The following is a 13,309-nucleotide window of genomic DNA, read 5'->3' as shown; positions in this document are numbered from 1 at the left end:
CATGAAGACAGTTATAATATCGAACAGACTACCCGTTAAAATCATCGAAGAAAACAACGAGTATACATTTATTCCGAGCGAAGGAGGCCTCGCTACCGGACTGGGAGACGTATACAAATCCGGCAATTCCATCTGGATCGGCTGGCCCGGAATAGATGTGCCGGAAGAACGCCAGGAAGAAGTTACACAAAAACTGGCTCAATTAAACCTCTACCCTGTTTTTCTTACTCAGAACGAAATCAATTTATATTATGAGGGCTTTTCAAACGAGGTATTATGGCCCGTTTTCCATTACCTGGTAACCTATGCCAATTACGAACAAAGTTATTGGGACTGCTACAAATCTGTTAACGAAAAATTTGCCAAAAGTTCCATGCAGGTACTCAACAGGAGAGATAAAATCTGGATTCAGGATTATCAGTTACTTCTTTTACCTGGTATTTTAAGAGACAAACTGCCAAGTGCAACCATAGGTTTCTTTCAGCATATTCCTTTTCCTTCTTACGAAATATTCAGGCTGATTCCATGGCGCGAAGAATTGTTAAATGGTTTAATCGGTGCCGATTTAGTCGGTTTCCATACTTATGATGATGTTCGGCATTTTATCAGTACCGCAACACGCCTGCTCCCCGTAAATTCATCATCAAATGTGCTCAACAGCAACGAAAGGCAAATCGTGATAGAAGCTTTTCCGATGGGGATTGATTACGATAAGTTTTCGGGCTTAACCCAAACTTATGAGGTAAAAAAGGAAATTGATTACTTCCGGTCAGGTAAAGAGGATATGAAAATAATTCTTTCCATCGATCGCCTCGATTATAGTAAAGGTATTTTAGAAAGGTTAAAAGCATTAGAATTATTGCTTCAACACCACCCAGAATACATTGGAAAGATAGAACTTTTTATGATCGTTGTTCCCTCGCGTGATACAGTACCCCAATATAGCGAGCTTAGAGACCAGATTGATCAGTTTGTAGGCAATTTAAATGCACGTTACCGCTCCATCAACTGGATTCCGGTAAATTACTTTTACCGTTCCTTCCCAATTGAAGTATTATCAGCCTTATACAGCAGCGCAGATATTTGCCTGGTAACGCCAATGCGCGATGGCATGAACCTGGTGAGTAAAGAATATATTGCCAGCAGAAATAACAATGATGGCGTACTTATTTTAAGTGAAATGGCCGGAGCTTCCAAAGAGCTAACCGATGCTGTTATTGTTAACCCGAACAACATGGGCGACATTATGGAAGCCATTGTTACCGCCCTCAAAATGCCTTTAGAAGAACAGCAGCAACGTATGAAAGCCATGCGCGCCGTTGTAGAAAAATTCAATGTAAAACATTGGGTAAATAATTTTATTTTAAGATTAAACGAAGTGAAAGATTCTCAAAAATCATTATTAACAAAACATGCAGTAAATGCAATTAATGAAGTAATTTCTGCCAAATACGCACAAACAGCCGATAGGGTATTATTTTTAGATTACGATGGCACACTGGTTGATTTTACCGGAAATATAGATGATGCATCACCAGATGCTGAACTTTACGACCTCATCGAAAACCTGACCATTGATAATGCCAACAAAGTGGTAATCATCAGCGGAAGGCGAAATGAAACTTTGGAAAGCTGGTTCGGACATTTAAAAGTAGATCTGATTGCAGAACATGGAGCATGGCAAAAATCGTATGGCGACAAATGGAACAGCCTGCCGCTTTTAACCGACCAATGGAAACACGAAATAAGAACTTTATTAGAAACCTATACAGACCGCACACCGGGATCGTTTATTGAAGAAAAAAGCTACTCACTGGTTTGGCACTATAGAAAAGCAGAAGAAGGGCTCGGCGAATTAAGGGCCAACGAGATTATTAGCCACATGAAAATACTTGCTGCTGATAAGGGCCTGCAACTGATGCCGGGAAATAAAGTAATTGAGTTTAAAAATATGGAAGTTAATAAAGGCAAGGCAGCACTAAACTGGTTATACGGGAAACAACCTGATTTCATTTTAGCACTTGGTGATGACCATACGGATGAAGATATTTTTAGGGCCTTATCGGATGACGCCATTACGATTAAGGTGGGCAACAACATTTCGGAAGCAAAATATTACCTAAACGATTTTAAAGAGGTAAGGAAATTACTCTGGAGTTTAGTTAAGGAAGAATTTGTTGAGCGGGGATAATAATGGGTAATTGTTGCGAGAAGGCTTTTCAAGAAGGATCGTTTTAAAGGAAACTAACTATAACCGAGGTCTTTGTCCTCACAGACCTTTCAGATAAGCCCTAATGAATCGTCATTGCGAGAAGGCTTTTTCAGCCGACGAAGCAATCTTTTCTGTAAAGATTACTAACATGAAAGATTGCTTTGTCGTTCCTCCGCGCAAAGACGATCGTTTTAAAGAAAACTGACTATAACCAAGGTCTGTGTCCTCACAGACCTTTCAGATAAACCCTAATGAATCGTCATTGCGAGAAGGCATTTTCAGCCGACGAAGCAATCTTTCCTGTAAAGATTAATAAGATGAAAGAATGCTTCGTCGTTCCTCCTTGCAATGACGATCGTTTTATAGGAAACTTCTATAACCAAGGTCTGTGTCTTCACAGACCTTTCAGATAAGGACTAACAAATCGTCATTGCGAGAAGGCTTTTTCAGCCGACGAAGCAATCTTTCCTGTAAAGATCACTAATATGAAAGATTGCTTCGTCGTTCCTCCTCGCAATTACGATCGTTTTAAAGAAAACTAACTATAACCAAGGTTTGTATCCTTACCTACAAAAATATTGGTCTATCCAATTTAATTGCAATTCGGTATGCTGCATTCATCAAGCCTACATGACTATACGCCTGGGGGAAATTACCCCATTGACTACCAGTTTTAGCATCCACATCTTCACTGAATAAAAGCAGGTGGTTACAATACTTAATAATGTTTTCGAATTCCTTAATGGCTTCTTCGGTACGACCTACGCAGGCCAATGCTTCTACATACCAAAAGGCACAGATTAAAAATGTAGTTTTTGGTTTTCCAAAATCATCGGCATGCAGGTAACGGTAAAACAAGCCATCTTCAGTTTTCAGTTCCTTTTCCAATGCGATTAAATGATCCTTTGCCCGATCTGAAGCAGGATCAAGGTAATTCATCATAATTAATTGCAGCGTACTGGCATCTAAATGCAGACTGCCCACAGCATTGGTATACACTTTTCTTTCAGGATCGTAACAGGCTTCGATATGGGCCGCAGCTTTATCAATTAAAACCTGTGCTCTTTTTTCGAAATCCTGATTACCAATCGTTTTGGCCATTTTTAAAGCCGCTTGTGCCCCTGCCCACTGAAACAGATTGCTGTAGCAATGCACGTTGGCTATATTTCTGAATTCCCAAATTCCGGCATCCTTTTCATCTATTGTTCTTTCAATTTTAGATAGCACACTTTCGATCCATTTTATAGAATCGCTACGTTCAGAAAATACAAACCGATGATCGGTATATAGGGGTAACATTGAAATTAGCACCTGGCCGTAAATATCATTCTGAATATGCTCATAAGCCTGGTTTCCTATCCTGATGGGCTGCTCGCCCTTGTATCCTTCCAAATGATCGAGGGTACGTTCGGTAATTTCCCTTTCGCCGGCTATGCCATAAAGGGGTTGGTAGCGGGTATCTTCGGCATGCGAAATATCTGATAAATAATTAAAGTACTTCTCCATTTCTTCGAAATGACCGATGTGGTTTAGCGAAGTAAGCACATAATGCGAATCGCGCAGCCAGCAATACCGGTAATCCCAGTTTCGGGTACTACCCGGCGATTCGGGCAAACTGGTGGTACTTGCAGCGATAATTGCACCGGTATCTTCATACTGATGAATTTTTAAAACCAGGGCCGATCGGATTACGAAAGGTTGATAAAAGCCTGCAATTGAAGAATGCTTAATCCACAAACGCCAATATGCAACGGTTTCACGTAGAAAATTTTCTGCGGTACTTACCACTGGGGCTTCCAGGTTTTGCCCATATGTCATGATCAGGTATTTCACATCATTGAGCACAAAAGCTTTCTCATCCAATATATAGGTAACTGAAACATTGGTACTTAAACGGATATTTTCATCACAGCCTAAATAATCAATATGGTTGCTGCCGCGGCTTGATCTCATTTTACTTTTACCATAATCGCAAACCGGTTCGCATTTTATAGTGATGCGTGGGTTTCCTTCCAAAGGTTCGATCTTTCTGATGAACATGAGCGGTTTAAAATAACGCTCATAAAGATGAAAACGCGGTGCAAAATCGGTAATGCGGTATTTGCCGTCTTCAGCCGTAATTTCGGTTCTTAAAACGTTGGTATTTTCGATGTAATATTGATCAGATGTGTATTCACCTTGTGGCAATATTGAAAATTCGCCACCCTTTTTTTTATCCAATAAACTGCCAAATACAAAAGGACTGTCGAAACGGGGCCAGCAAAGCCAAGATATGTCGGTATTTTTATTAACGTGTGCTATGAAAGCGCAATTTCCTATAATTCCTGTTTGATAAAGGTGTTGTTCGGCCATAAACTATTTTTTGTTTATTTTACTAACAAGAAGATTGGAAAAATGTTGGATAGAATTATTAAAAAAGACCTTTTATACTTAAACTGACCGGGTAGGAACGAAAACCTTTATACTTATTTTTAAAACGTTGGGTTTTGCGTTAGGGATTGTAAGGGTTCAGTACCGGTTTTTCACCGGTACCGGAGCGCAGCGCAGCCCTGAAAAGCCCGACCCTTTACCGATTTTTCATCGGTATGGGTAACGCCCAAATCATTTTGCAATTCCTGGTGCAGTTTTCTGATAGTAGATGCTAACAGTTTAAACTTGCTAAAAGCAATCATTAAGCCAGCTGATACGATAACATGCTCTTTTGATTAAATATTTAGCTATAAAAACTCAATCGCAATGGCTATTCTGAATCTTTCAGCCTTGATCTTATTAATTTAGTTTACAATGATCAAATTTAATAAGGAAGTATTACCATGAAGCGCAATAATTATCCAATTACGTGCGATTTTGATCTCCTGCACCATTGCAACGCTAAATTTTAAGCGATTTTAGTCTCCCGCAACTCTGCAAAGACAAATAATGCGCGATTTTAGCCTCCTGCAGAAATGTAACACTGAATTTTAAGCGATTTTGATCTCCTGCAACTTTGCAACAGCAAATTATGCGCGATTTTAGCCTCCTGCAGAAATGTAACGCTCAACTTTAAGCGATTTTAGGCTCCTGCAACTCTGCAAAGACAAATAATGCACGATTTTAGCCTCCTGCAGAAATGTAACACTCAATTTTAAGCGATTTTGGTCTCCTGCAACTTTGCAACCACAAATTATGCGCAATTTTAACTCCCTGTAATTTATTAACTGATAGCACACAAAAAAACCAGCCACGAAAATCGCGACTGACCTAGTTAATGATTAATGATTATTTTAAATAACGGTTCCGCTAGGTACCACTGCTCCTTTTTTAATAACTACTATACCATCTTTAACGGCATAAAGTTCAAAATCTCCATCCTCTAAATGTTCGCCACCGTTAATTTTTACATCGTTACCTATTCTGCAGTTCTTATCGATGATGGCGTTGTTGATGTAACAACGGTCGCCAATTCCGATTAATGAATTACCCTTACTTGTTTCGTCTTGTATCTCTTCAAGTGTTTGATACCGATCGCTACCCATAATATACGCATTGGTAATTACCGTATCTTTTCCAATTCTCGATCGGATACCTAAAACGGCGTGTTCTACTTTGCTGGCCTGAATAATACAGCCTTCAGCAATAATGGTTTTATCCAAAGTAGTACCCGAAATTTTAGATGGAGGTAACATCCTTGCCCTGGTAAATATGGCATGGTTGCTATCAAACATATTAAATTTAGGAATTTCGTCAGTCAAGCCCAAATTGGCTTCAAAGAAAGACGAAATGTTACCAATATCCGTCCAATAACCTTCGTATTGAAAGCTTAAAACCCTGCTTTGTGTAATCGCCCTTGGCAAAATTTCTTTACCAAAGTCTTTTTCATCTTCATTCTCGTTTAAGATGTTGATTAAATAATCGCGGTTGAATACATAAATCCCCATCGATGCCAAAAAATTACGGCCTTCGGCTTGCATATCTGCACCAGTATCTGATACCCAATCTTCCAAACCTGTTTTTGGTTTCTCGATAAAAGAAGTAATCATATTTTCCTCATCCGCTTTCAAAATACCGAAATCTGTAGCATCTTTAGCGTTAACAGGTATGGTTGCAATTGTAATTTCGGCATTGGCTTCGATATGTTTTTCAATCATATCTTTAAAATCCATCTGGTATAACTGATCGCCCGATAAGATTAGGATGTAATCAAACTCATGTGAAACGATGTGATGCATGCACTGACGAACGGCATCTGCAGTACCCTGAAACCAGCCAGAATTTTGTACAGTTTGTTCAGCCGCCAAAATATCAACAAATGCCGTACTGAAGTGGCTGAAGTGATAGGTGTTTTTAATGTGTTTATTAAGCGATGCTGAATTAAACTGTGTTAACACAAACATACGGTGGATGCCGGAATTAAGACAGTTCGAAATCGGAATGTCTACCAAACGGTATTTACCAGCAATCGGAACTGCAGGTTTAGAGCGTGTTTGTGTTAGTGGCGATAATCTAGAGCCCTGGCCACCGCCAAGGATAACGCCTAAAACTTTGTCAGTCATGTTTAAGCTTATTTTAATATTTGGTATAATTCTATATAATTCAATGCTGCTTTATCCCACGAATGGTCTATCTTCATCATTGTTTTTCTTACTGCTTTAAAAGCTTTCTTATTGTTGTACAAATCAACTGCCCTGTTAATTGCATGGGTAACATCCCAAATGCTCGTTTGATCATGGCAAATGCCAAAACCGCCATCGCCTACATCTATCACAGTATCTTTTAAGCCGCCAACCCTGCGCACAATAGGAACTGTTCCATACCTTAAGGCGTACAACTGGTTTAAGCCACAAGGTTCAACCCTAGAAGGCATAAGCAGAAAATCTGCCCCGGCATACATCTCATGCGAAACCTGCTCATTATAACCGATGTAAACATTGTATTTTCCCGGAAAGATGTCCTTTAACTGGTTTAACCTTCCTTCTACCCAATTTTCGCCAGATCCTAAAACCAGTACGTTGATGTTATCGCCATGTTGCTGTAAAGCCGTATAAAAAATATCGGGCAATAAATCAGCACCTTTTTCATCAACCAACCTACCAATGAAGGTAAATAATGGTTTCGACGCATCTAATTGAAAAACATTGCAAAGTGCTGTTTTGTTTGCCAATTTACCAGCTTCTACTGTTTTTAAATTGTAACTTTTCCCAAGCATCGGGTCTGTTTCCGGATTCCATACTTCACTGTCGATACCATTTAAAATCCCGACCGACTTCCAGCGTTCCTGTCGCAATAAACTTTCCAGTCCGCGGGCATTGCTCATCATTTCATCCAGATAGCTTGGCGAAACAGTAGTTACTTTCCAGGCACATTTAATGGCCGAAGCCAGTGGATTAATCGCATCATCCCAACCTAATAAGCCACCTTTCCATAAATCGAAAGCTGGAATATAATATAATTTTTCCCATCCAAACTGACCCTGATATTGGGCATTATGAATAGTTAAAACGGTAGGTACTGAACTGATAGGAGTGTATTTTATAGAGTTGGCTACCATAAACGGAATCAATCCGGTATGGTGATCGTGGCAATGAATAACATCCGGGCGGTGCTCCCACTGTACAATCCAATCAAGGGTAGCAATTTGAAAAGCTACAAAACGTTCGGTATCATCATTATAGCCATATACATTCGGGCGGTCTGTTAAACCTTGTATATGAACAATGTATAAATCGAAGCCCAGTTTATTGGTTTTTTCTTTAAGTATGCGGTATTGAAAATGGTTGTTGCCATAGTTTGCCCAGGCATCATAGGTAACCTCAAACTCGCTTTCGCGGATAAATTTAGTGTCGTACGCGGGCACAACCACTTTGGCAATATGGCCTAATTTATTTTGGTACTTTGGTAGGGCCCCAACTACATCGGCTAAACCACCAACTTTTGCAACAGGGTAACACTCGGCGCTTATATGTATAATTTCCATCAAATATTTGGTGTAGATAACCTTAGTAAGTTACTAATTGTTTTGAGTTTTGCAAATAATGAAAATTATATTTCCAGTTGGTTATGTATCACCTAAGCCGGTCGTTAGGCTTAATTTATTTAAGGGCCTTTTTTGTAATAATGATCCCCTAACCCCATCGTTAGGCTGAATTCATTTCAGCACCTATTTTGTAATTATGATCCCCTAATACGGTCGCCACTAAAATCGTCATTTCGACTGTAGCGCAGCGAAATGGAGAAATCTATCATTAATTGAATTTATTTAGTAATGCATTAACACACTCGTCATGCTGAATTCATTTCAGCACCTATTTTGTAATTATGATCCCCTAACCCCATCGTCATGCTGAATTCATTTCAGCACCTATTGCTATGGTTCCTTTCTCTTGATTGTTCTAATGATTATCACACAGCTGTTTTGTAAGTGAAGGGGTTTGTGCTTTGTGGGAGACTACAGTCCTGCTTTATGCTATAAGTCCTCACTGCGCTCCGGGCTTCCGCTTCAATCAGGCTTAAATTTGAGGGTCAGTTCCTACAAATGCAAAACCTTACTGATCTGTATTAATTAAGTGATTTGCGGGTCGTCATGCTGAATTCATTTCTGTACCTATTTTGTAATTATGATCCCCTAACCCCATCGTCATGCTAAATTCATTTCAGCACTTTTATACTATAAGTCTCTCTCAAATTCATCGCACTAACCCATACATATAAGGAATTGATTTACAATACATACTTCAACAAAAAAAACCGCCTAAATCCATAGGCGGTTTTTAACAACAAAACAAATATATTTTTGGTTTAAAAATATCTAATACTCTTCAGCGATGATTTCGTAAAAATCGCGGATGGGTTGAAATTGTGGGTGTAAAGAAACCACATCTCCAAACACCAATAATGCCGGGGCAGTTATTCTCTTATCTTCAACAATTTCGGCAATGGTATCTACAATCCCAATTGCAATTTTTTCTTCTGGGGTAGAACCATTTTGTATTACAGCTACAGGCAACAAATTTTTATTTTCGGATTGGAATATCGCAGCAATTTCTTTTACTTTTTCAATTCCGTTCAATACTACAATTGTAGCTTTTGTTTTTGCGGCAATGTACAGGTCTTCAGAAATTTCACCTTTTGCATTTGTTCCGGTTACTGCCCAAAAGCTTTCACTAAGGTCTTTATAAATCATCGGAATCTTTTGCAAACTTGGCGCACCGGTTGCACTTGATATACCCGGAATAATTTCGGTTGGAATGCTGTAAGATTCAGCAGCGTCAATTTCCTCGTATCCTTTAGCAAAGAAAAAAGGATCTCCACTTTTTAAACGCACAACATGACCATAGTTTAATGCATAATCTACAATCAGTTTGTTAACCGCATCCTGAGAAAACGATTCATCGTCAGATCGTTTGCCAACGTATACTTTCGGAATTCCATCTGGCGCATGACACAATAAAGCTTCGTTCACATTTGCATCGTATAAAACAACATCAGCTGTTTTTAATGCTTTAACACCTTTTAAACTAAATAAATCCGGATCGCCAGGACCTGCACCTATTAAAGTAATTCGTGGTTCAATGTTCGCTTTTTCTACTTTATTCAAAATCATAACAGATAATTTATGCGCGTTATACGTTTGTTAATTATACAAATATATAAAGTCTATGGGAATAGTAGTAATTTATTTTAAAATAATTTTTATTAGCCTAGTATAACTGAAACAGAGAGAATAGCTATTACGTTTTGATTACTGAAACGCTTTAAGCAATAAAAATCCTGCATGAGGTGCAGTTAAAGAATTAATGTTAAAGGTCTGCGGAAACACAGACCTTGGAGTTAGGAAAGAGCGTGATCAATAAATAACACCTATTTGCAATTCACTTCAGTAAAGGTAAACTTACCTGCTTCGTAATTAATTGGTTTACCTTTTACAAAATATGAACTGCCCAATGTGGTTTCAATCTGTGCCACACCCATCATTAATTTGCCGTCCTTTTTTAAAAAAGCCAATGGATTGGTAAATACATTGGATTTATCATTACCTGTATTAAACCGGTAATCTACATAAAGTGTATCTCCACTGAATTTTCCGTTTATTGTGCCATTATTTTCAGGTTTTTCAGCATATTTCACCAATAAGGAACCCGTAATTTTTCCGGATGCCATTGTTTTCACAATCATTGCTGCACTATCTTTTTCAAACGAAGCTGCATAACAATTCTGATTGACTACGGAATCTTTGGCTGTGGTATCGGTTTTTTTTTCTGATTGGTTACAGGCGAAAATAAATGGAACAGCCGTTAAAGCGAGGTAGATAAGGTTTCTTTTCATATAATTAGCAATTTGGATTTAGGATGCAATATTAAAATGATGAAAAATTTAAAAATTTCCATAAATAAATATACAAAAAACCTGATAACGAAAAGCGGGACCACCGTAGGCGTCCCGCTGAAATTGCTTCCCCTTTATCTCATTAAAGATTTAAAGGCTTCATCTTATATTTGGTCGTGTTTTTTTCGATTGTAATTAACGCTACCACCAAACCTTACCCGCATTTTATTCTACCGCTGCCCTGAACATTAATGCGCCAACAGTTAAATTGGTGCGCGTATCTACGAGAATTGCCGATCCGTTTGCCCGGTTATCATCGTATAAATCAAAAGCCAAAGCATCGGCTGTTTTAATAATTACTCGGCCAATATCGTTTAATTTAAATTCTTCAGCAGCATGTTTTTCAAGGGTATTGATATCTACTTTATGCAAAATTTCGCTTATTTTACAACGGGTAATCTTACTGTTATGTTGAATATTGTACATAATCGAAGTATCCAATGCACGTGTATCCATCCAGCAAAGATCGGCTTCAATCAATTTTGATTCTTGTGGCAATGCTGAAGCATTTACAATGGTATCGCCACGGCTGATGTCTACATCATCCTTTAAATGAATAATCACCGACTGCCCTGCATGTGCAGCAGCGGGTGCTTGATCAAAAAATTCGATTTTCTCTATAGTAGAACTTGCGCCACTCGGTAGAACCGTCACTTTATCATTTAAGTTAAAAGTTCCGCTTAATACCCTACCTGCATAACCGCGGTAATCGTGTAATTCTTCAGTTTGTGGCCGCACAACCCATTGCACGGGCATTCGGGCCAACTGCGATTTATCCAAATTATCAGTATCTACTTTCTCCAGGAAATGCAAAAGGCTTTCTCCTTCGTACCAGTCCATATTTTGCGAAGTTTGCACAATATTATCGCCTTTAAGCGCGCTAACCGGAATGTACGTTACATCGGCCAGTTTTAACTGCTGCGCCAAAACCTTATACTTTTCAATGATCGCGTTGTAAGCCGTTTCGCTATAATCAACCATGTCCATTTTATTGATACAAACTACCACATGTTTAATACCCAGTAAGGAAACAATATAGGAATGGCGGATGGTTTGCTCTACTACACCATTACGGGCATCAATTAAAATAATGGCCAAGTTAGCGGTAGATGCTCCTGTAACCATATTTCTGGTATACTGAATGTGTCCTGGGGTATCTGCTATAATAAATTTACGTTTTTCCGTTTGAAAGTATTTGTAGGCTACATCAATGGTGATGCCCTGCTCGCGCTCTGCCCTTAAACCATCGGTTAAAATGGCTAAATCTATAGTACCGTCATCATTTTTACGGTTGGAGCTCTGTAAAGCTTCTAATTGATCGGCTAAAATGGAATCTGTATCATATAACAAACGGCCGATTAAAGTACTTTTACCATCATCTACACTGCCTGCTGTGAAAAATTTTAATATGTTCATTTTTTTAGATATAAGATAATAGATATGAGATATTAGACAGATGCAAGATTCTCAAATCTCACATTTCAATGCTCAAATCGTTCTTAAAAAATTTTAATATAATCATTTTAGATATGAGATATTAGACCGATGCAAGATTCTGAAATCTCACATCTCAATACTCAAATCTCTCTTAAAAATAGCCTCCTTTTTTTCTGTCTTCCATTGCGGCTTCAGAAACTTTATCATCCAAACGGGCACCACGCTCTGAAATTTTAGAGTCGCTGATTTCTGAAATGATGTCATCAATCAAAGTCGCGTCTGATTCTACTGCAGCAGTACAAGACATATCTCCTACTGTACGGAAACGAACCTGTTTACGTTCTACCACATCTTCATCATCCATATTTAAAAATGGTGAAGCAGCCATCAGCTGACCGTTTCTGGTAATGCAATCGCGTTCATGTGAGAAATATATGCTTGGAAGATCTATTTTCTCTCTGCGGATATAATTCCAAACATCTAATTCAGTCCAATTACTGATCGGGAACACGCGGATATTTTCTCCTTTGTGGATTTTACCGTTATAAATGTTCCAAAGTTCAGGGCGCTGGCGTTTTGGATCCCACTGACCAAATTCATCACGAACAGAAAAAATACGCTCTTTTGCCCTGGCTTTTTCTTCATCACGGCGCGCACCTCCAATACAGGCATCAAACTGGTATTTTGCAATGGTATCAAGCAAGGTTACGGTTTGCAAAGCATTTCTACTGGCATTTTTACCGGTTTGCTCAACAACTTTACCTTGATCAATAGATTCCTGAACGGAACCAATGATTAATTTTTCGCCAATCCGCTCTACCATCTGATCACGGTAGGTAATGGTTTCTTCAAAATTATGACCGGTATCAATATGCACTAATGGGAAAGGAAATTTTCCCGGACGGAATGCTTTTTCAGCTAAACGAACTAAAGTTATCGAGTCTTTTCCACCCGAAAATAGTAAGGCTGGTTTTTCAAACTGACCTGCTACTTCACGCAAAATGTGAATCGCTTCTGCCTCTAGTTCATCTAAATAATCAAAATTGTATGTACTCATTTCAATTGTTGGAATGTTTTAATGCTGAATGATTAAATGTTAAATAGCTTAATTATTCAACTTGTTATATTTGTTGTTGTTGTTGTTGTTGTTGTTGTTGTATATTTAACTGTCGTCATTGCGAGGAGGCTTTTTCAGCGACGTGGCAATCTATCTTGCTACTCAAAATGACATTTGTTTTTATTCTATTTCTTTAAAAGATTGCTTTACCGATAAATCGGTACAGGCTGGCTCTACGCTTA

At 38.6% G+C, this 13,309-nt stretch carries 8 protein-coding genes; 1 reads left to right on the top strand and 7 read right to left on the bottom strand.

Annotated features, from left to right (window positions below; genetic code table 11):
* Position 1 precedes the first annotated feature (1 nt).
* The gene (locus ASE74_RS02525) at positions 2–2,191 is read left to right on the top strand and encodes a bifunctional alpha,alpha-trehalose-phosphate synthase (UDP-forming)/trehalose-phosphatase (RefSeq protein WP_055903675.1); all 2,190 of its coding nucleotides are present in this window, start codon (positions 2–4) and stop codon (positions 2,189–2,191) included.
* A 588-nt stretch (positions 2,192–2,779) separates the two neighbouring features.
* Here ASE74_RS02525 and ASE74_RS02520 read toward each other — a convergent pair.
* The 7 genes from ASE74_RS02520 to cysD form a co-directional block, all read right to left on the bottom strand.
* Complete coding sequence (locus ASE74_RS02520) at positions 2,780–4,564, bottom strand: glycoside hydrolase family 15 protein (RefSeq protein WP_055903672.1); 1,785 nt, start codon at positions 4,562–4,564, stop codon at positions 2,780–2,782.
* Between the two features lie 911 nt (positions 4,565–5,475).
* Positions 5,476–6,744 carry a glucose-1-phosphate adenylyltransferase gene (locus ASE74_RS02515; RefSeq protein ID WP_055903669.1) on the bottom strand — a complete coding sequence of 423 codons (1,269 nt, stop codon included), beginning with the start codon at positions 6,742–6,744 and terminating at the stop codon, positions 5,476–5,478.
* A gap of 8 nt (positions 6,745–6,752) precedes the next feature.
* The gene (locus ASE74_RS02510; RefSeq protein WP_055903666.1) at positions 6,753–8,165 is read right to left on the bottom strand and encodes a glycogen synthase; all 1,413 of its coding nucleotides are present in this window, start codon (positions 8,163–8,165) and stop codon (positions 6,753–6,755) included.
* A gap of 831 nt (positions 8,166–8,996) precedes the next feature.
* A complete protein-coding gene (gene cobA, locus ASE74_RS02505; protein WP_055903662.1) occupies positions 8,997–9,791 on the bottom strand; it encodes a uroporphyrinogen-III C-methyltransferase in 795 nt (264 codons plus the stop codon).
* 257 nt (positions 9,792–10,048) lie between these two features.
* On the bottom strand, positions 10,049–10,513 hold the full coding sequence (locus ASE74_RS02500; protein WP_055903659.1) for a hypothetical protein: 465 nt from the start codon (positions 10,511–10,513) through the stop codon (positions 10,049–10,051).
* Positions 10,514–10,738: 225 nt separating this feature from the next.
* Positions 10,739–11,989 (bottom strand): sulfate adenylyltransferase subunit 1, encoded by a 1,251-nt coding sequence (locus ASE74_RS02495; protein WP_055903657.1) that lies wholly within the window; start codon positions 11,987–11,989, stop codon positions 10,739–10,741.
* Positions 11,990–12,161: 172 nt separating this feature from the next.
* Entirely contained in the window at positions 12,162–13,067 is a 906-nt protein-coding gene (cysD, locus tag ASE74_RS02490; protein ID WP_055903654.1) for a sulfate adenylyltransferase subunit CysD, read from the bottom strand.
* Positions 13,068–13,309: the final 242 nt, after the last annotated feature.

It is taken from the genome of Pedobacter sp. Leaf216, assembly GCF_001421515.1.
Classification (GTDB): domain Bacteria; phylum Bacteroidota; class Bacteroidia; order Sphingobacteriales; family Sphingobacteriaceae; genus Pedobacter.
This window is presented reverse-complemented; position numbering and strand designations above follow the sequence as displayed.